Genomic DNA, 18,560 nt, shown 5'->3' with positions numbered 1-18,560 from the left:
AGAGCACCCCGCCGAAATCCTTGCGGTAAAGCATCAGGTGGTTGTAGTAGCTGTTGGCGCCGATGACCGCGCCGCCCATCTCCGTGCCGAAGCCGCAGATGTCCTTGGTCAGGCTGTGCACCACCAGATCCACGCCGTGTGCCAGCGGACGCTGGCAATAGGGCGTGGCGAAGGTGTTGTCCACGACGATGTGGATGCGCTCCGCAGCGGACCGCCCGGCGTTCAGGCGGTCCACGACATGGCGCACTGCCGCCAGGTCAATCAGCTCCATGGTGGGATTGACGGGCGTCTCGAAATAGACCACGCGGCAATCCTGGGTGGCCACGCGCAGCAACGATTCGGGGTCGCCGAGGTCGCAGAAGTCCGTGCGCACCTTGTAACGCGGCAGCCAGCTGGTCATCAGGCTGTGCGTCGAGCCGTACAGGATGTGGTGCGCGACGATCTGCTCGCCCGCCGCGGTGAGGATGCCCAGCGCGGCGCTGACCGCGGCCATGCCGGTGGCAAAGGTAACCGCCATCTCCCCGCCTTCGGCAGCCGCCAGGTTTTCCTCGAGCATGCCCCGGCTCGGCTCGTCCAGCCGGTCGTAGATATAGATGGGCGCGCGCCGCGATTCGGGCGTGGCGAATTCGATAAAGCCCTGCGCGCCGCGATGCACCGAGGAAAGCCGGTAGGTGGCGGAACTGGACTGCGGCGGCACGACGTGGTGATCGTAGTCCCAGCGCCCGGTGGCAAAGCTTCCGTGGATCAGGCGCGTGCGCAGGTGGTACTCTTCGCGCGGTTTTTTCGGTGTGCGTTCTGCGGACATGGTCGGCTCCTTTGAAGTAGGAACCCGCGAGAGGCGAATCGAGCCCCGGCGAACGGGTGGGTCATTTACGGCAGCGGCCCTATCATACCCCAACTTCGAATGAGGGAGCGCGCCGGGCAGTGGCCCCGGCGCAGGATGTGCTTTGCGGCGCACGCCCGGGTAAAAAAGAATTGACACTTCGCCCGGCAGACCGTATAAATATGCATGGCTTTGCATATTTTACCGATGCCGATCAACGCCGGAAAAAAGTTCCGCCACGGGCAGATCCTGAACGTCGTCGCGACCGAGCCGGTCGCCAGCCAGGATGAACTGCGCCGCCTCCTCGCGCATCGCAAGCTCCGTGTCACCCAAGCCACGCTTTCCCGCGATCTCCAGGAACTCAAACTGGTGAAGACCCCGGAAGGTTACAAGCAGGCCGCCGCCCTGGCCGAGGAGAGCGTGCCCCTGCCGCCGCTTTCCCATGCCCTGCGCGAATTCCTCGTGGACCTCCGCCCCGCCGAAAACCTCCTGGTGCTGAAGACGCCGCCGGGCGGGGCCCAGGCCTTGGCCGCCGCCATGGACAGCGCGAAATTCCCGGAAGTGGCCGGCACCATCGCCGGCGACGACACCGTCCTGATCATCACCGCCAAGCGCAAGACGCGCGAGTCGCTGCAGAAAAAGATTGAAGCGCAGATGACGAAATGAGAGACCCGCACCAAGTCGCGGTCGCGGGGGTGTCCGGCTACACCGGCCTGGAGCTGGCGCGCATTCTGCTGCGCCACCCCGCCGTGCGCCAGCCGGTCTTCTACCTGCGCGACACGGCCGGGGCCAAGTGCCTGGGCGAGCTTTTTCCGCAGTTCCGCGGCTGGAGCGATGCCCCGGTGCGCGCGCTATCCGCGGAGGCCATCGTTGAGAGCGGCGCAGGTACTGCGTTCCTGGCGACGCCGCACGAGGCTTCGCGGGAGCTGGCCCCGGCGCTCACCGAAGCGGGGCTGCGCGTCGTGGATTTGAGCGGGGCCTTCCGCTTCCGCGCGGGGGAGACTTTCACCTCCTGGTACAAGCAGCCGGCGGCGCCCGCGGCGTGGCTCGAGCGGGCCGTCTACGGCCTGCCGGAACTCTACCGCAGCGACATTTCCGGGGCCCAACTGGTCGCCAATCCCGGCTGCTACGCGACCAGCGTGATTCTGGCGCTGCGCCCGCTCGCCAAAGCCGGCTGGATTGCCGCCGGGCGCGGCGTGATCTGCGACTGCAAGTCGGGAGCGAGCGGAGCAGGCAAGGAGCTGCGGCGCGATCTGCAGTTCGTCGAGGTGGACGAAAATTTCCGCGCCTATGGCCTGTTCGCGCACCGCCACACGCCGGAGATTCTCGAGCACACCGGCCTGGCCGGTCCGCAGGTCATGTTTTCGACGCACCTGCTGCCGCTGGCGCGCGGCATCCTCTCGACGATGTACGTCTGGCTGGATGCGCCGAAGCAGGCGGCGCAGATCGAAGAGCTCTACCGGAAGTTCTACGCCGGGCGTCCGATGGTGCGCCTCTGGCCGGCGGGGCAGCTGCCGGAGCTGCAGCACGTTGCGCACACGAATTTCTGCGACCTGGGATTCGCGCTGGATTCCGGCGGGGAGCGGCTGATCGTCGTCTCCTGCCTGGACAATCTGGGCAAGGGCGCAGCGGGCCAGGCCGTACAGAATTTCAATCACATGCTGGGCATCGAGGAGCAGACCGCACTCCAATGAGACTCGTCATCAAATTTGCCGGAGCATTGCTGGAAGACGCCGACGCTGTCGCGTCGCTCACCAAACAGGTTGCGGCGCTGGCGCGCGCGGGACACCAGATCCTGGTGGTGCACGGAGGCGGGCGCCTCTTCACCGCCACGCTCAAGCGCATGGGGCTGGAGAGCCGCTTCGTGGCCGGCCTGCGCGTCACCGACCGCGAGACGCGCGATGCCGCCGTGATGGTTTTCGCTGGATTGCTCAACAAGCGTCTGGCCGCGGCCATTTCCGCCGAGGGCCAGCCTGCCGTGGGCATCTCCGCCGCGGATGCGCAGTGCTTCACCGCCGAACCGCTGGTGCACAACGACGTGGCGGGCGGGCTGGGCTTCGTCGGCTATCTCACCGGCGTGAACGTGGAATTCCTGGAATCGCTGTGGCACGCGGGGCTGCTGCCCGTGGCGCCGTGCCTGGGCCTGGGCCCCGACGGCGAGCTCTACAACATTAATGCCGATCACATGGCCGCGGCCTGCGCCGAATATCTCCGCGCCGACGCTCTGATCTATCTGACCGACGTGGCCGGCGTGCTGCACGGGGAGAAACTCCTCCCGGCCGTTTCCTGCGAGGAAGTCGGCGCGCTGGTGGAGAGCCGCGTGGTTTCCGGAGGCATGGTGCTGAAGCTGGAAGCGGCGAAGCGCGCGCTGGAAGGCGGCGTGGGCGGCGTGCGCATCGTCGGCGGCACCTCGCCGGAAGCGCTGCTGGACGCCGCCGCCGCGGCCGGGCTGCACACGGGCAAGACACCGGACGCTCCGGGCACCTTGGTGACTCTAGGGCCATTCGCGGCGAAAGCGGCGGCGCTGAGCGCGGTATGAGGCGGACGAGAGAAAAAAGAATGGCGAAGAAAAAACCGGCCCAGCCGGCAAACTCCCGCGGCGCGGCTGCCGCCGCGGCGATCCGCGATGCGGAGACGTTTCTCCTGCCCACCTACAAGCGTCCGGACGTGCTCTTCACGCACGGACGGGGCGCGCTGGTCTTCGACGCGCAGGGGAAGAAGTATCTTGATTTTCTGGGCGGCATCGCGGTGAACGCGCTGGGCCACGCGCACCCGCGCATCGTGCGCGTCCTGCGGCGCGAAGCGGCGCGCGCCATCCATCTCTCGAATCTCTACCACAACAGCTATCAAGGGCCGCTGGCGCGCAAGCTGGCGGAGTGGTCCGGGCTGGACCGCGTCTTTTTCACCAACAGCGGCACGGAAGCGATGGACGGCGCGCTGAAGCTGGCGCGCCTGCTGGCCCATAAGGCGCACTCCGAAGAAGACACCGGCGCGGCGAAGACGCGCATTCTGGCGCTGGAGAATTCCTTTCACGGGCGGACGTTTGGCGCGCTGAGCGTGACCTCCACGGAAAAATACCGCCTGCCCTTCGCACCCCTGGTCCCCGGCGTGGAGTTCGTGCGCTTCAACGACGTGGCCGATTTGGAAGCGAAATTCGACGCCACCGTCTGCGGCATCGTGCTGGAAACGGTGCAGGGCGAGGGCGGGATCTACCCGGTCAGCGAAGCCTTCTGGAACCGCGCGCGGGCCCTGGCCACGCAGCACGGCGCAGTGCTCATCGCCGACGAGATCCAGTGCGGGCTGGGCCGCACGGGCCGCCATTTCGCCTACCAAAAATTTTCCGCCAAGCCGGATATCGCGCTGGTGGCCAAGCCGCTGGCCGCGGGCCTGCCGCTGGGCGCGATCCTGACCAACGAGCGCGTGGCCGCGGCTATTTCCCCCGGGCTGCACGGCACGACGTTTGGCGGCGGGCCGCTGGCCTGCGCCGTGGCCCTGGAATTTCTGCGCACCGTGGAAGATAGCGCGCTGCTCGAGAACATCCGCGCGCGCGGCGAGCAGCTCCGCGCCGGAATCGCCGCACTGGCCAAGAAGTTTCCTTTGATCCGCGAGGTGCGCGGCGAAGGCCTGATGCTGGGCATCGAGCTGAGCGCCGAAGGCGCGCCCTTCGTCACCGAAGCGCTGCGCCGCGGCTTGCTCATCAACTGCACGCACGACCACACCTTGCGCCTGCTCCCCCCGTACATCGTGAGCGCGGCGCAGGTGCGCGAATTTCTCCGTTTGTTTGAAGCTGTTCTGACCCATACCCCGCGAGCCACCTCCGGGTCCGCATCCGCCGCGACGGCGGAGCGGACTCCGCAGGCCCAGGCCGCGGCGAGGTGAACATGACTGCATCCGCACTTCCGGCGCCCATGCTGTTTTCCAATGACCTGCTCACGGGAGCGGAATGGAATCCCGCGGGCACGCGCGCACTGCTCCAGCTCACCGCCGATATCAAGGCGCGGCCCGGGCGCTATGCTTCCACGCTGCAGGGCAAATTCATCGCCCTGATCTTCGAGAAGCCGTCGCTGCGCACGCGCGTCACCTTCGAGGTGGGCATCCAGAGCATGGGCGGCTCGGTGGTCTTCCTCGACCACTCGCAGGCGCGGCTCGGCGAACGCGAATCGATCGCCGACGTGGCGCGCAACCTCGAGCGCTGGGTGCAGGGCATCGTCGCGCGCGTGTACGATCAGAAGGTCCTCGAAGAGTTGGCGGCGAACGCGGACATACCGGTGATCAACGCGCTCTCGGACCGCTTTCATCCCTGCCAGGCGCTCGCGGATTACTTCACCCTCGAGGAAAAGTTTGGTTCGCTGCGCGGTTTCAAGCTGGCCTATGTCGGGGACGGCAACAACGTCTGCCATTCGCTGATCTTTCTTGCCGCGCGCCTCGGCGTCCACCTGCGGGTGGCCACGCCGCCGAATTATGAGCCGGCCGCGGAGGTCGTTGCGGAGGCCAAGCGCGTGGCCCGCGAGACCCGGGCCAAGATCGAGCTGTTTACCGATCCCTGCGAGGCGGTCAGCGGCGCGCAGGGCGTTTACACCGACTCGTGGACCAGCATGGGCTTTGAAGCCGAGGAGAAAGTGCGCAACGCCCTGTTCCAGCCGTATCAGGTCAATCGGGAGTTGATGGCCTGTGCTGCGCCGAAGGCCGTCTTCCTGCACTGCCTTCCGGCCCACCGCGGCCTGGAAGTCACCGCGGAAGTGCTCGACGGCAGGCAATCGGTCGTCCTCGACCAGTCCGAAAACCGCATGTACGTGCAGAAGGCCATTCTGCATATGCTCTTTTGATTCCCGGTGTGCGAAACTTCTGTGGTGTCTCATGCCCAGGGTCGGGAAGGCCGGCTCGAACCGTTTCCGCCGGTTTGTAGGCCATGCTGCGGCGCAAGGTGAAATTTGAAACATGTATTTTCAGAAGAGAAAGAGATTGCGGATAAACCAGTGAACAAGCCAAAGAAAGTTGTGCTCGCGTATTCGGGAGGGCTGGACACCTCCATCATTATTCCCTGGCTGAAGGAGAACTACGGCTGCGAAGTGATCGCCATGATCGGCGACGTCGGCCAGCAGGAAGACCTGGAGGCCGCGCGCAAGAAGGCCCTGGCCACCGGCGCCTCCTCCGCCTACGTCGAGGACCTGCGCGAGGAATTCGTCCGCAGTTATATCTGGCCGACGCTGCGCGCCGGCGCGGTTTACGAGCACACCTATCTGCTGGGCACGTCCATGGCGCGGCCGGTGCTGGGCAAGCGCCAGGCCGAGCTGGCCCTGGAGCTGGGTGCCGACGGCCTCTCCCACGGCTGCACCGGCAAGGGCAACGACCAGGTGCGCTTCGAGCTGGCCTACAAGGCCATCGCGCCAAACATCCAGATCATCGCCCCGTGGCGCGAGTGGGACATCGACTCGCGCGAGGACGCCATCGCCTACGCCCAGGCCCACCACGTCCCCGTCGAGCAGTCCAAGAAGAATATCTACAGCCGCGACCGCAATATCTGGCACTTGAGCCACGAAGGCGGCGAGCTGGAAGACCCGGCCAACGCGCCCAACGAGGCCATGTGGCAATGGGTGCTCTCCCCGCAGCAGGCTCCGGACAAGCCCGAAGAAGTGGAGATCGGCTTTGAAGGCGGCACGCCCGTTTCCGTGAACGGGCAGAAGCTCGGCTGCATCGAGCTGCTCAACACCCTCAACGAAATCGCCGCCAAGCACGGCATCGGCCGCGCGGACATCGTGGAGAACCGCCTGGTGGGCATGAAGTCCCGCGGCGCCTACGAGACCCCGGGCGGCACGCTGCTCGTCACCGCGCACCGCGAACTCGAAGCCCTCACCCTCGACCGCGAAACCACCCATTTCCAGCAGGCGCTTTCGCTGCGCTACGCCGAGCTGGTCTATTACGGCCTGTGGTTTTCCCCGCTGCGCGCCGCCCTCGACGGTTTCTTCAACGTCGCGCAGCAGCGCGTCACCGGCACGGTGGGCCTGAAGCTGTGGAAGGGCACGCTGAACGTCACCCGGCGCGTCTCGCCCTTCTCGCTCTACCGCACCGACCTCGCCAGCTTTACCATGGGCCGCTACAATCCCAAGGATGCCGAGGGTTTCATCAATTTGTTTGCTCTGCCCGTGACCGTGCGTCCCAAGGCCAAAGCCGAAGGCGGCAAGTGACGAAGGCAGCTTTTCCGATCAACCGCAAGGGCGGGCGGAAGCCTGCCCCTGCACAGTTTTTGCACGGGGGCTGTCGAGGGACGGGCGCAGGCGCATGAGCGAGAGAAAAGACGACAAGCTGTGGGGCGGGCGCTTCGACCGCGGGCCGGACCGCGTCTTCGACGAGTTTCAACGCTCCTTTTCCTTTGACTGTCGCCTGCTGCCCTACGAGCTGGCCGTCAACCGCGCGTGGACCCGCGCGCTCCAACGCGCCGGCATCCTCACCGCCGACGAGGTGGAGCAGGTGCACCAGGCGCTCGACCGCATCGATGATCAGATCCAGACGAATCCGGAATGGGTGGAGAAGTCCGACGCCGAAGACCTGCACCACTTCACGGAAAAAGCCCTGGTCGAAGAGCTTGGCCCGCTGGGCTGGAAGGTGCACACCGGGCGCAGCCGCAACGAGCTGGTGGCCACCGATTTCCGCCTCTATGTGATGGAATCCGCCGCGGCCATGCAGCGCCGCGTCACGGCCCTGGCCACCGCGCTCGCCGAGCAAGCCCGGGCGCAGCTCGGCGTGCCCATGGCCGGCATGACCCACATGCAGCACGCGCAGCCCATCCTGCTCTCCCATTTTCTGCTGGCGCACGCCGAAGCCTTCACCCGCGACCTCGCGCGCCTGCGCCACGCCGCGGAATCCGCCGACGCCTGCGTGATGGGCTCGGGCGCGCTATCCGGCTGTTCCTTCGCCATCGACCGCCAGGCCATCGCCCGCGAGCTGGGCTTTTCGCGCATCACCGCCAACAGTTTGGACGCCGTCAGCGACCGCGACTTCGCTCTCGACTATCTCTTCGCCCTCGGCGGCATCGCCACGCATCTCTCGCGCCTGGCCGAGGATTCCGTGCTCTTTGCCTCGCAGGAGTTTGCCTACGCCATCCTCCCCGACGAATACGCCACCGGCAGTAGCCTGATGCCGCAGAAGAAGAACCCCGACGCCTGGGAACTCATCCGCGGAAAGACCGGGCGCATCACCGCCGCGCTCTTCGCCCTCTTTACTACCCTGAAAGGGCTGCCCACCAGCTATCAGCGCGACCTGCAGGAAGACAAGGAGCCGCTCTTCGCCGCGCACGATCAGGTGGCGGCCATGACCGAAATCGCCGCGGGCGCCATCCGCGCGACCCGCTTCAACGAAGAACGCCTGCGCGCCGCGGCCGCCAATCCCGCACTGCTGGCCACCGAAGTCGCGGACTACCTGGTGCACAAGGGCGTGCCCTTCCGCCAGGCCCACGACCTGGTCGGCAAGGTGCTGCGCGAAGCCGAGCGCCGCGGCATCTCCTGGACCGCGCTGCCGCTCGAAGAGTTGCAGAAGATTTCGCCGGCTTTCGCCGCCGATTTTTCCAAGGGATTGAACGTGGAAGCGGCGCTGGCCGCCAAGAATGTTCCCGGCGGAACTTCGCCCGAGGCCGTGCGCGCCGCCATCATCGAATTGCAGAACCGTCTATCCAAACGAGGAGCGTCCGCATGAAACGCAAACAGCCAAGGAGCCAGGAGAGAATTGTCGTCCACGTCGTGGAGGACCGGGGGTTCCTTCCGGGAACGCCGCGCCCACGGTACCGGTGAACAGGTCATGAAGCAGGCTCTCTCCGAGGCCGCGCTTCCCCGCGGCTTCCGCTTTGCCGCCACCGCCTGCGGCTTGAAGAAGACCGGCGCGCTCGATCTGGCTCTGCTTTCCAGCGACGTGCCCGCCTCGGCGGCCGCCGTCTTCACGCAGAATCTGGTGGTCGCGGCTCCCGTCGTGGTTTCCAAGGAAAACTTGCGCCTGTCGAAGGGCCGCATGCGCGGCGTCGTCGTCAATGCCGGGAACGCCAACTGCGCTACGGGCGCGCGTGGCTTTGCGGCCTCGCTCGGGACTGTTGCGGAAGCGGCCAAGCGCCTCGGCTGCAGCCCTCAGGAACTCTTCGTCTGCTCGACCGGCGTCATCGGCGTGCCCCTGCCGGTGGAGAAGATCTTGCGCGCGCTGCCGCAGCTCTCGCGCAACCGCCGCCCCTCGGCGCGCTCCTTTGCCGAACTCTCGCTGGCCATCTGCACCACAGATACCCGGCCGAAGACCGCCGCGGCCACCTTCCGCATGTCTGGAAAACGCGTGCACCTGGCCGGCTGCGCCAAAGGCGCGGGAATGATTCATCCCAATATGGCCACCACGCTGGCCTTCGTCGTCACCGATGCGGCCATCGCGCCCTCGCTGCTGCAGAAGACCCTGCGCGAAGTCACCGGGCGTACCTTCAACGCCATCAGCATCGACGGCGACACCTCCACCAACGACACCCTGCTGGTCCTGGCCAATGGCGCATCGGGCGCGCCCGCGATCCGCGCCGGCAGCGCCGCACACCACGCCTTCACCGCGGCGCTCGAGGAGGTCTGCCGCTCCCTGGCGCTTCAGATCGTGGCCGACGGCGAGGGCGCGCAGCGCGTGATCGAGATCGAAGTGCGCCACGCGAAGAGGGAAGCAGCCGCGCGGCGCATCGCCGAGACCATCGCCACCTCCCCCCTGGTGAAAACCGCCTTTGCCGGCGGCGATCCCAACTGGGGCCGCATCTTTGCCGCCGCCGGTCGCTCCGGCGTGCGCTTCGACCCCGCTCTCGTGGATATCGCCATGGCCGGCATTCCCGTGCTGCGCCGCGGCCAGCCTCTCAATTTCAACGAGCGCGCTGCCAACAGGCGCCTGCTTGGCAAGCACGTGCACATCATCGTGGATCTGCACGCGGGCCCGGCCGTAGCCCGCTACTGGACCTGCGACTTCACCGCGGAGTACGTGCGCATCAACGCCAGCTACCGCACCTGACCGGTACGGAGCGGCTGCCGCACGGAACCGGCCTATCTTGCAGGGGCACACTAGGGTGCCCCTACGATTCCCACTTCCAATTGGCAAACTGCTCGCGCAGCGCTGTCTTCTTAAATTTTCCCACCGAGGTCCGCGGGATCGCTTCGAGGAACACGATGGCGTCCGGCAGTTGCCACTTCGCGAAGGACTGCCCGAGATACGCGCGCAGTTCCTGCTCCGTGGCCTGCGCGCCCTCCTTTAGCACCACCGCGGCCAGCGGCCGTTCCTGCCATTTCGGATGCGGGATACCGATCACCGCCGCTTCCTTCACCGCCGGGTGGCCCATCAGAGTATTCTCCAAATCCACCGAGCTGATCCATTCCCCGCCGGACTTCACCAGGTCCTTGGCGCGGTCCACCAGCTTCACATAGCCTTCGCCATCAATAACGGCCACGTCGCCGGTCTTGAACCAGCCGTCAGCGGTCCAGCGCCCCGCCTGATCCGGCGCATCGTAATACTGGCCGGCGATCCACGGCCCGCGAACTTCCAGCTCGCCGGGGGTCTGGCCGTCCCAGGGGGCCTCGCCCTCTTCGCCCATGATGCGCAGCTCCACGAACGGCGCCGCCCAGCCCTGCTTGGCGCGCATCTCGTATTGCTTCTCTTCCGGCCACTTCTGCATGTGTGGCCGGAGGCCGCTGCAGGTGCCGATCGGCGTGGTTTCGGTCATGCCCCACAGGTGTTTGATGTGAATGCCGAAGCGGTCCAGCTTGCGCATCAGCTCGATGGGCGGCGCAGTGCCGCCACAGACCACATGTACCGGCCCATGCAGTTTCCAGCGCCCGGGATTTTTCTCCAGGGCGTCGAGAATCCCGATCCACACCGTGGGCACGCCGCAGGATCTGCTCACGCCCTCGGCCGCCATCAGGTCCAACACGCTCTCCGGGTCCATGTGGGGGCCGGGGAGCACCAGGCGCGTGCCCAGCAGGACGCAGCCGAAGGGCATGCCCCAGGCGTTGGCGTGAAACATCGGCGAAAGCGGCATCATGGTTTCACGGAAGCTCAGCGCGAACGACTCCTCGAGCCCCGTGGCGAAGGAGTGCAGGACCAGCGCGCGGTGCGAATAAATGACCCCCTTGGAATCCCCGGTGGTGCCCGAGGTGTAGCACATGGACGCGCCGTCGTTTTCCTCGATCGCCGGATAGCGGAAGTCGTCGCCGCCTTCGGCCAGCAGCTCCTCGTAGTTCAGGAAGCCTTCCGGCACGCTGGCGCTGCCGCTGCCGTAGGGCACGACGATGACGCGCTCGAACGGGGCCTCCTCGCAAAACTTCTCCAGCGTTGGCAGCAGCACGTCGTCGATGATCAAAAAGCGGTCGCCGGCGTGCCGCGCGATGGCGGCGATCTCGTGCGGGTGCAGGCGCAGGTTGAGGGTATGCAGGATGCCGCCGGCGCAGGGGACCCCGAAGAACGTCTCGAGGTGTCCGGAGTGATTCCACATCATGCTGGCAACGCGCTCCCCGGGGCGCAGCCCCAGCCGGGTGAGCGCGGCAGCCAGGCGCCGCGCGCGCCGGTAGAATTCTCCGTAGGATGTGCGCAGGACGGTCTTGTCCGGCCGCCGCGAGACCACCTCGACGCGCGGAAAGAGCTTTCCGGCGCGCTCCAGCAGCGTCGGCAGCGTCAGGGGAAAATCCATCATTGTGCCGCGCATGACCACCCCCGGAATCCGGCAATGCCGCGCATCCTACCACTAATCCGGGCGCAGGACGCGCGCTCCCGAGCGCACTCCGGGGCCGCGGTTCTTTCCGGTTGCAAAGTGAGTAATTTTTCGAGAGTATTCAGGTGATCGCTGAAGTGCAGTCTCGCGCCCGCGGGGGCCTGGCTTTTCTCGGACTGCCCGTGACCGAACTCGAACTCTTCAGTGTGCCTCGGCTCGCAATCGGGTTCTAGGCAGAAGGAGTAAGCAGGTGAAGAAGCTCTATATCGGAAATCTTCCGTTTACCGCAACGGAGGAGCAGCTTCAAGAGTGGTTCACGCAGGCAGGCTGCAATCCCTCAGCCATCAATCTCATTCGCGACCGTTTCACGGGACAGTCGCGCGGCTTTGCGTTCGTGGAAATTGCCAACGATGAAGAAGCCGATCGCGCCGTGCAGTCGCTCAACGGCCAGAACTTCGGCGGGCGCAACCTCGTTGTCAACGAAGCCCGGCCGCAGACCGAGCGTGGCGGTGGCGGCGGCGGACGCGGCTTCGGCGGCGGCGGCGGCGGGCGCGGGCATGGCGGCGGTGGCGGCGGCGGACGCGGGCGCGGCGGAGATCGCGGCGACCGCGGCGATCGCGGCAACCGCTGGTAAAGCCCTTCGTACCTCTTTTCGTTCCTACCTTGCAGGATCGGGGGCGGCGTGTGCTCCGCCCCCCCTACGCAGTAGCCTCTCGCAGCGATTCCACCTGGATCACGCGCCCTTGCGTATAGCGGTAGCGTTCGACGCTCAGCGTCTGCAGCCCGCTGCGTACCATCTCCTCCACATTCAGCGCGGCCTCGGCCGCCTCCAGTTCCTGCGCCGTGGCGAACAGCGCCGGCGCCTTGGGCAGAAACACCGGGCAGCAGTCGTGAAAGGGCTCCGCGGAAATGTCATGCGTACCGATCTTCTTGGCTATTTCCAGAATCTCCAGCTTGTCGTCGCCCACCAGCGGGCGGTAGAGCGGCATGTGGGTGGCGGCGCCGACGGCGGCCATGTTCTGCAGGGTCTGCGACGCCACTTGGGCCAGGCTGTCGCCGGTCACCAGGCCCAGGGAGCGCCCGCCGCGGGCCACGCGCTCGGCAATGCGCAGCATCAGCCGGCGATAGAGCAGGATGCGGTACTGCTCCGGCGCCTCCCGCATGATCTCGCGCTGCAGCGGCTCGAAGGGTACCAGGTACAGCTTGGCGGTGAATTGCCATGGCACCAGCCGCTTCACCAGCTCGCGCGCCACGTGCACCGAGGACTCCCCCGGCTTCGCCCCGCCTCCCCAGAAATGCACGAAGTTGACGTGCGCGCCGCGCCTCATCATTTTCCACGCCGCCACCGAGGAATCGAACCCGCCCGAGAGCAGGCAGGTGAGCCGCCCCGCGGTGTTCGCCGGCAGGCCGCCCGCCCCGGGGATGCGCCGCGCATAGACCAGCACCGGTCCCGGCGTGATTTCGATGCGGCAGGTGAGTTCGGGATTGCGCAGGTCCACGCGGAAGCTGCGTCCGGCGCCCTGCAACTGGTCGTGCAGGTAGCCGCCGACTTCCCGCTCGATGGTCAGGGCGTTGATCGGGAAACGCTTGTCGCTGCGCTTGGCGCGCACCGCGAAGCTGGCGAAGGATTCGTTGCGGACCTCTTCCCAGGCCGCGGCGCACAGCGGTCCGAGCGGATTTTCCAGGTCGCGCTCCACCGCGCGCGCCACCGCCAGATTGGCGATCCCCGAAACACGCGCCAGCCGCCGCAGCGTTTCCGGCAGTTCGGCCTCGTCCAGCAGTTCGATGACGTAGCGGTCGCCGGGCTCGGTGATGCGCGCGATGCGCAGCCCGTCCAGCGCCCGGCGCATGGCCAGGCGCAGCTTGCTCAGGAAGAAATCGCGGTTCCCCCCTTTGAGCCAGAGCTCGTGGTAATGGACGACGATGTTCGCGGCAGCCATGAATGTGTGCTCGGTGGAAAAACCCTGACCTTTCTAGTATACCAGCCGCGCGCGCACGGCCCTTCGTTTGCCTCGCCCCCGCAGCGGCGGCCGGGTCCGCCCCGGGCGCGCCGCCTCGTTACGGCTTTGCAACAGTACGCGAAGAATAGTTGTTGCCCGGCCGATTCTGCAGTATATGTTGACCGCTTTGCGGTCACGCATATCGTTGGCCGCTTTGCGGTCACGGATACAGGAGTACGCGCTATGCCGATCAGGCCACAAAACGACGCGAAAATAGCAGCGAACCTTCCGGACGCTTCGGGCATCGAATGGGGGGAAGACAGTACCGAGCAAGCGACCATGACCACCTGGCAAAAACGCGACTGGCGCCTCTTCTACGAAGCGGCGCGCCGCCCGGGTAAGCACATGCGGCCTCCGCGCCCCGTCTATCCCACGGGGATTCATCGCGTGCAGCCCGCCGCGGGCTTCAGCCTCTCCGAGCTGGACGATGCCGGGATCAACCTGGAGCTAGCCGAGCGCCTCGGCCTGCCCGTGGATGCCGGACGCATCGGCGCCTACGGCCCCAACGTCTCCGCGCTGCGCGATTTCCTCCTGGTCTCCCGCCAGCCGCGCTAGGCGATGGCCACTTCCTGGTTGTGCATGGGCCGGGCTAGGTCCGCCCTTCTTTTCGGCTGGAAAAAAGACACTTAGCTTGGTAACACTTTCCCGTGAAACAAAATCCAGAACTTCGAGTACGCATAGCCTGCCAGGTTGCGAACGACGATCCAGACGCCTCTTCTTGAGACGAGCCAATACCGCGGATCGAAAGAAACCTCGGATCCTGCGATGATTCCGACCCGATAACTGTCGCCGAGCGCGTACCGGGAAAGAATCCAACTCTTTCTTGCATGCACTCCCGCAGTGAAAACATCGACACAACAGACCGAGATCCCCGAACTGCCGAGCCAGCGCTTAACCGCCGTGGCCCCCGCAAGGGTGCGGTCAGACAACACGGCCGGGACGCTTACCTTTACAAGCTTCTTCGTGTCGAATCCGAGCTTCTCGAGCCTGCCCGCGGCCAAGTCGGCGTACGTCGTGGGATCATTGGATTCGCTGCCACTTCCCTGCATCGGGCCACCCACAAGGACAAGGTAACGATAATGCCCGGAATCGAAGACGTGTGCGGATTCAGCCAGAGTCTTCGCAGGGATCCAGCCTTCCACCACCAGGACTCCCTCCCCGACCGGATTGTTTACCGCAAGAAACCCGTAACCGGATATCGCGACAAATATTACGGTCACGCTTATCCCCGTCGTCACCCAAAGCAAAACATGCTGGGAGGCCAGGGACCGGCGCCAGTTTCCCCCCGTGCGCCTTTTGGACTCTGCTGTCAAGATACGTGACCGGCGATTCTAGTACCATCTGAAGCAAGTAAGAAAGCAATTCGAGGTAAACTCTATCTTAGAAGCGGCCGGCCCGGGAAGCTGGAATGAACAAGACTCCGAGTGCTTGGAATTTTGTCGAAGGACCCGGTGGGCTCTGGTTGTCGTTTGGGTTGGGTGGTGGTGTTTTCGCACTGAGCTGGTGGCTGCGGAGTTTCTCCCCGACTTTTGATCTCCTGCTTTTCACCCAGCTGCAATTCACGAGTGGAATACTGGCGATCACTTTTGCAGCCGCCGCATTGGTGCGGTTCCGGGGAACGCGCGAACGTCTCCCTCTCATCCTGGCCAGTGGGTTCGTAATCGTTGGCCTTACGCTGGCTAGTTCCAGCTTTTTTTCTTTTCGTCTCTCGGATGCAGAGTCCAACTTGAGCTTGCGCGACCCGATGACCTGGGTACTTGGCCGGACTTTGCTGGGCATGCTTCTCGTTTCAGCCTTGGTCGTGGAACGGCGCCTTCCGAGAGCGCGCCACCCCGGCCGGGAGCTTATCGCGGCTCTGATTCTGGTTGTTCTCTCGGCGTTTCTCTTCAGCGCCGCCCATGTGCGCTTGCCGGCCGGCCTTGTGATTCATTCTGGAGCAGCTTTTCCGAGGCCCGGAAATCTGGTTCCAGCGGGACTCTTCTTCCTGGCGACCATCGGATATCACCGGCGTCTGAGACATGCATCTTCTCCGTTTGACCTTTCCCTCTACTTTGCCGCAACCCTCAATTTCTGGTGCTCTCTTGCCGCTAGTCAGTCGGAACGCCAACTCGACAGTACTTTCGCCTTTGCGGGAATCCTTCAGTTCAGCAGTTATGTGCTGCTGCTGGGGGGCACGTTGCTCGACGACATTCAGCTATTCGAGAGCGTTCGCCTGTTGGCCGTAACCGATTCCTTGACCGGCCTCGCCAACTACCGGCGGCTGATGGAGGTGCTGGACGCTGAGATCGAACGCGCCAAGCGCACCGGAAGAAATTTTGCTCTGGTGCTCTTTGACTTGGACAGGCTGAAGAAAATCAATGATCAGTTCGGGCACCCTGCGGGGACTCGGGCGCTTTGCCGGGTGGCCGCGGTCCTCCGCGCTCATTCCCGCGCCATCGACACGAGCGCGCGCCATGGGGGAGACGAGTTCGCCCTCGTCTTGCCCGAAACTGCCGCGCAAGGAGCCGAAGAAGTGGCGCTCCGCATCTGCGACTGCGTAGCGCAAGATGGGGGAACGCCTCCGATTTCGATTAGCACGGGTTTTGCCGTCTACCCGCAAGACGGAGAAACAATCGAAAAACTTCTGAGCGCAGCGGACCAGGCCTTATACCGTATGAAAAGGCACAACGCGGAGAAAGCACTGGTGGCGAAAACGAGGACAGTGTGACAAGTTTTCCAGTAACCGGCACGGCAGGGCGCTTCTTCCGCTGCCTGTCAGGCCAGCGCTGTTGATCACAGACGTTATCACCAGCAAACTGTGCGCTAGCTGAGAATGGCCCCTTACCGGAAAGGAACCCAGGACTCCCCGGCGCGGCCGTTTGTACCTCTCGCGCGAAGCGCGTAAAATGAAAGCTTCGAGCACGTTCTATGACCTCGCCCTTTCACATCGTTAACTCGCCCGGCTCCGGCGTTCCTTCCCCGCAAGCCCATCCGCGCCCGGACTGGCTGCGCGTGAAGTTTCTGGGCGGGGAAAACTACCAGGAGCTCAAGGGCATCATGCGCACGCTCGGGCTGAACACCGTTTGCGAGAGCGCGCGCTGCCCCAACATGGGCGAGTGCTGGGAGCACCGCACTGCCACCTTCATGATCCTCGGCGACATCTGCACGCGCGCCTGCGGCTTCTGCGCCGTGCCCTCCGGCAGGCCCGCCGGGCCGCCCGATGAGGACGAGCCCCGCCGCGTGGCCGAAGCCGCCGCGCGCATGGGCCTGCGCTACACCGTGGTTACTTCGGTGAACCGCGACGACCAGCCCGACGGCGGCGCGCATATCTTCGCCCGCACCATCCAGGAGATTCGCCGGCGCGTTCCGGCCTGCAAGATCGAGCTGCTCATCCCCGATTTTCGCGGTGACTGGGATGCTCTGGAGGTCGTGCTCGCCGCGCGCCCCGACGTGCTCAACCACAATACCGAGACCGTGCCGCGGCTCTACCGCCAGGTGCGCAAGGGCGCCCTCTACGAGCGCTCCCTCGAACTGCTGCGCCGCTCCAAGGAATTGCACCCGGAGATCCCCACCAAGACCGGCCTGATGCTGGGCCTCGGCGAAGAAAAGCAGGAGGTCCTGCACACCCTGCAGGAGCTCGCCGCGCAGGGCACCGACATCCTCACCCTCGGCCAGTACCTCCAGCCAACGCGCGACCACTTGCCCATCGTCCGCTACCTGCATCCCGACGAATTCGCCGAATACAAGATCCTCGGCGAAGCCATGGGCTTCAAGCACATCGAAGCTGGCCCCCTTGTCCGCTCCTCCTACCACGCCTTCGAGCAGACCGAATCCGCCTGTAAGTAAGTTCACACGTTGTTGACTGCTTTGCTGTCACGCATGGCAAGGAAGGTTGTTGGGGAGCCTGCAGCGGCGCGCGCTCAGCGCTTGACCTGCGCGCCGATCACCACTAGGCCGATTCCCGCGATGAGCAGCAGCGCCGCCACGCCCACGGGCACCTGCACGTTTTCCTGCTTTTCCACCGTGGCCTGGATGGGGCCGACCTTCATGACTTCGTCGCGTTTGCTGTAAGTGATGTTGGGATGGAGGAGCGCCGCCAGACCGAGCAGGAGCAGGACCACACCGAGAATGACCAGTCCTTTGCGCATGTGCACCTCCGATTGCGCCTGACCTTATCACAGTTCCGCTGTTGCGCCCTACCGCCCAGAAGCTGGGAGTTAGACCCCAGTTGGAGCACGATTGGAGGCCGGTCGGAGGACGGCCGGCAGGATGCGCAGACACACCCCAGCACCCTTCTGGCGCGGGGGCTTTCGATATTTTCCGGAGAAGGCGAGCTAGCGGGCGGCGGCTGCCTTTTTGGCCATCTTGGCGGCTGTGGACGGCTTGCGGCGCCGCTTGGGCTTCACCGGGTGTTCCGGCGCTTCGCCGATCAGTTCGGCGGTCATAATGCCAGTCACAAAGAGTTTTGAGCCGTAATCGTCGAACTCCACCGCGGTGCGCTCGCTATCCGAGGTGCTCACGACGCCGAGACCGTAAACTTCATGCTTGATGGTCTGCCCTTCTTTCAAAACTTGCACAATATCCTCCTTGGATCTTCTTTACCGGTTCAGGATCACTCGCCGAGGGTGGAGCACCGCTTGAGGTGGGCGTCCCGGTCCTGACCGGGACGCCCCAATCACAGGCTAGAAGCTAGTGACGTTCTCTGCCTGAAGGCCCTTGGGGCCCTTCTTCACTTCGAACTCCACCGCCTGACCCTCGTTCAGGGACTTGTAACCGTCCATCTGAATCGCGGAGAAATGCACGAACACATCCTCCCCGGTCTGGCGCTGGATGAACCCAAAGCCCTTCGAAGCATTGAACCACTTGACTGTTCCTTGTTCTTTCACTGCTTATTTCCTCATCCTTCTGAAATCTATTTGCCTCTCTTGTGCCCGACAACCAGGTATGCCCGGCGTTTGGCGGCCTCCAGCCCGCAAAAAAAGGGCCTGCAAGTTTGTCCTTGCGGCCCCTTGAACGAGTCAAAAGGTAAAACAAGAGCAACAAACGCACAGCTAGATTACAA

The 18,560-nt window shown here is 64.9% G+C and carries 19 protein-coding genes; 12 read left to right on the top strand and 7 right to left on the bottom strand.

Annotated elements, in window-relative coordinates; all coding sequences use genetic code 11:
* A partial coding sequence (locus LAN61_16125) for an aminotransferase class I/II-fold pyridoxal phosphate-dependent enzyme (protein ID MBZ5542044.1) occupies positions 1–805 on the bottom strand: 805 nt, incomplete at its 3' end.
* A gap of 225 nt (positions 806–1,030) precedes the next feature.
* On the opposite strand from LAN61_16125, the gene LAN61_16120 reads away from it, so the two are divergent.
* The 8 genes from LAN61_16120 to argJ all read left to right on the top strand — a co-directional run bounded on the left by LAN61_16120 (position 1,031) and on the right by argJ (position 9,829).
* Positions 1,031–1,489 carry an ArgR family transcriptional regulator gene (locus LAN61_16120; GenBank protein ID MBZ5542043.1) on the top strand — a complete coding sequence of 153 codons (459 nt, stop codon included), beginning with the start codon at positions 1,031–1,033 and terminating at the stop codon, positions 1,487–1,489.
* Positions 1,486–2,517, top strand: a complete 1,032-nt coding sequence (argC, locus tag LAN61_16115; protein MBZ5542042.1) for an N-acetyl-gamma-glutamyl-phosphate reductase — start codon at positions 1,486–1,488, stop codon at positions 2,515–2,517. The genes LAN61_16120 and argC overlap by 4 nt, the downstream gene beginning before the upstream one ends.
* Positions 2,514–3,362 (top strand): acetylglutamate kinase, encoded by an 849-nt coding sequence (gene argB / locus LAN61_16110; protein ID MBZ5542041.1) that lies wholly within the window; start codon positions 2,514–2,516, stop codon positions 3,360–3,362. The genes argC and argB overlap by 4 nt, the downstream gene beginning before the upstream one ends.
* Positions 3,363–3,382: 20 nt before the next feature.
* Positions 3,383–4,702 (top strand): aspartate aminotransferase family protein, encoded by a 1,320-nt coding sequence (locus tag LAN61_16105; protein MBZ5542040.1) that lies wholly within the window; start codon positions 3,383–3,385, stop codon positions 4,700–4,702.
* Positions 4,703–4,731: 29 nt separating this feature from the next.
* The gene (gene argF, locus LAN61_16100; protein ID MBZ5542039.1) at positions 4,732–5,649 is read left to right on the top strand and encodes an ornithine carbamoyltransferase; all 918 of its coding nucleotides are present in this window, start codon (positions 4,732–4,734) and stop codon (positions 5,647–5,649) included.
* A 150-nt stretch (positions 5,650–5,799) separates the two neighbouring features.
* Positions 5,800–7,008 carry an argininosuccinate synthase gene (locus LAN61_16095; GenBank protein ID MBZ5542038.1) on the top strand — a complete coding sequence of 403 codons (1,209 nt, stop codon included), beginning with the start codon at positions 5,800–5,802 and terminating at the stop codon, positions 7,006–7,008.
* A gap of 94 nt (positions 7,009–7,102) precedes the next feature.
* Positions 7,103–8,512, top strand: a complete 1,410-nt coding sequence (gene argH, locus LAN61_16090) for an argininosuccinate lyase (GenBank protein MBZ5542037.1) — start codon at positions 7,103–7,105, stop codon at positions 8,510–8,512.
* A gap of 102 nt (positions 8,513–8,614) precedes the next feature.
* A complete protein-coding gene (argJ, locus tag LAN61_16085) occupies positions 8,615–9,829 on the top strand; it encodes a bifunctional glutamate N-acetyltransferase/amino-acid acetyltransferase ArgJ (GenBank protein MBZ5542036.1) in 1,215 nt (404 codons plus the stop codon).
* 61 nt (positions 9,830–9,890) lie between these two features.
* On the opposite strand, the gene LAN61_16080 is transcribed toward argJ, so the two are convergent.
* The gene (locus LAN61_16080; GenBank protein MBZ5542035.1) at positions 9,891–11,513 is read right to left on the bottom strand and encodes a long-chain fatty acid--CoA ligase; all 1,623 of its coding nucleotides are present in this window, start codon (positions 11,511–11,513) and stop codon (positions 9,891–9,893) included.
* 256 nt (positions 11,514–11,769) lie between these two features.
* On the opposite strand from LAN61_16080, the gene LAN61_16075 reads away from it, so the two are divergent.
* Entirely contained in the window at positions 11,770–12,153 is a 384-nt protein-coding gene (locus tag LAN61_16075) for an RNA-binding protein (GenBank protein MBZ5542034.1), read from the top strand.
* A gap of 64 nt (positions 12,154–12,217) precedes the next feature.
* On the opposite strand, the gene thiI is transcribed toward LAN61_16075, so the two are convergent.
* Positions 12,218–13,459, bottom strand: a complete 1,242-nt coding sequence (gene thiI, locus LAN61_16070; GenBank protein ID MBZ5542033.1) for a tRNA 4-thiouridine(8) synthase ThiI — start codon at positions 13,457–13,459, stop codon at positions 12,218–12,220.
* A gap of 339 nt (positions 13,460–13,798) precedes the next feature.
* Between thiI and LAN61_16065 the strand changes: the two genes are divergently transcribed.
* Positions 13,799–14,074, top strand: coding sequence for a hypothetical protein (locus tag LAN61_16065; protein ID MBZ5542032.1), 276 nt, complete (start codon positions 13,799–13,801; stop codon positions 14,072–14,074).
* 71 nt (positions 14,075–14,145) lie between these two features.
* On the opposite strand, the gene LAN61_16060 is transcribed toward LAN61_16065, so the two are convergent.
* The gene (locus tag LAN61_16060) at positions 14,146–14,739 is read right to left on the bottom strand and encodes a hypothetical protein (protein ID MBZ5542031.1); all 594 of its coding nucleotides are present in this window, start codon (positions 14,737–14,739) and stop codon (positions 14,146–14,148) included.
* Positions 14,740–14,927: 188 nt separating this feature from the next.
* On the opposite strand from LAN61_16060, the gene LAN61_16055 reads away from it, so the two are divergent.
* Positions 14,928–16,226, top strand: coding sequence for a GGDEF domain-containing protein (locus LAN61_16055; GenBank protein ID MBZ5542030.1), 1,299 nt, complete (start codon positions 14,928–14,930; stop codon positions 16,224–16,226).
* Positions 16,227–16,426: 200 nt separating this feature from the next.
* On the top strand, positions 16,427–17,344 hold the full coding sequence (gene lipA, locus LAN61_16050; GenBank protein MBZ5542029.1) for a lipoyl synthase: 918 nt from the start codon (positions 16,427–16,429) through the stop codon (positions 17,342–17,344).
* A gap of 74 nt (positions 17,345–17,418) precedes the next feature.
* On the opposite strand, the gene LAN61_16045 is transcribed toward lipA, so the two are convergent.
* The 3 genes from LAN61_16045 to LAN61_16035 form a co-directional block, all read right to left on the bottom strand.
* Entirely contained in the window at positions 17,419–17,646 is a 228-nt protein-coding gene (locus LAN61_16045) for a DUF3185 domain-containing protein (GenBank protein MBZ5542028.1), read from the bottom strand.
* Positions 17,647–17,832: 186 nt separating this feature from the next.
* Positions 17,833–18,075 carry a hypothetical protein gene (locus LAN61_16040; protein ID MBZ5542027.1) on the bottom strand — a complete coding sequence of 81 codons (243 nt, stop codon included), beginning with the start codon at positions 18,073–18,075 and terminating at the stop codon, positions 17,833–17,835.
* Between the two features lie 105 nt (positions 18,076–18,180).
* Positions 18,181–18,384 (bottom strand): cold-shock protein, encoded by a 204-nt coding sequence (locus tag LAN61_16035; protein ID MBZ5542026.1) that lies wholly within the window; start codon positions 18,382–18,384, stop codon positions 18,181–18,183.
* Positions 18,385–18,560: the final 176 nt, after the last annotated feature.

It is taken from the genome of Terriglobia bacterium, assembly GCA_020072785.1.
In the GTDB taxonomy this organism is placed as follows: Bacteria; Acidobacteriota; Terriglobia; order Acidiferrales; family UBA7541; genus Acidiferrum.
The sequence above is the reverse complement of the archived record's forward strand: the minus strand, read 5'-3'. Positions and strand labels throughout refer to the sequence as shown.

Coding starts and splice junctions, on each gene's coding strand:
- LAN61_16045 (MBZ5542028.1), bottom strand. CDS start 17,646: ATGCGCAAAGGACTGGTCATTCTCGGTGTGGTCCTGCTCCTGCTCGGT.
- LAN61_16105 (MBZ5542040.1), top strand. CDS start 3,383: ATGGCGAAGAAAAAACCGGCCCAGCCGGCAAACTCCCGCGGCGCGGCT.
- LAN61_16065 (MBZ5542032.1), top strand. CDS start 13,799: ATGACCACCTGGCAAAAACGCGACTGGCGCCTCTTCTACGAAGCGGCG.
- argF (MBZ5542039.1), top strand. CDS start 4,732: ATGCTGTTTTCCAATGACCTGCTCACGGGAGCGGAATGGAATCCCGCG.
- LAN61_16120 (MBZ5542043.1), top strand. CDS start 1,031: ATGCCGATCAACGCCGGAAAAAAGTTCCGCCACGGGCAGATCCTGAAC.
- LAN61_16055 (MBZ5542030.1), top strand. CDS start 14,928: ATGAACAAGACTCCGAGTGCTTGGAATTTTGTCGAAGGACCCGGTGGG.
- argH (MBZ5542037.1), top strand. CDS start 7,103: ATGAGCGAGAGAAAAGACGACAAGCTGTGGGGCGGGCGCTTCGACCGC.
- lipA (MBZ5542029.1), top strand. CDS start 16,427: ATGACCTCGCCCTTTCACATCGTTAACTCGCCCGGCTCCGGCGTTCCT.
- argJ (MBZ5542036.1), top strand. CDS start 8,615: ATGAAGCAGGCTCTCTCCGAGGCCGCGCTTCCCCGCGGCTTCCGCTTT.
- argB (MBZ5542041.1), top strand. CDS start 2,514: ATGAGACTCGTCATCAAATTTGCCGGAGCATTGCTGGAAGACGCCGAC.
- thiI (MBZ5542033.1), bottom strand. CDS start 13,459: ATGGCTGCCGCGAACATCGTCGTCCATTACCACGAGCTCTGGCTCAAA.
- LAN61_16080 (MBZ5542035.1), bottom strand. CDS start 11,513: ATGCGCGGCACAATGATGGATTTTCCCCTGACGCTGCCGACGCTGCTG.
- argC (MBZ5542042.1), top strand. CDS start 1,486: ATGAGAGACCCGCACCAAGTCGCGGTCGCGGGGGTGTCCGGCTACACC.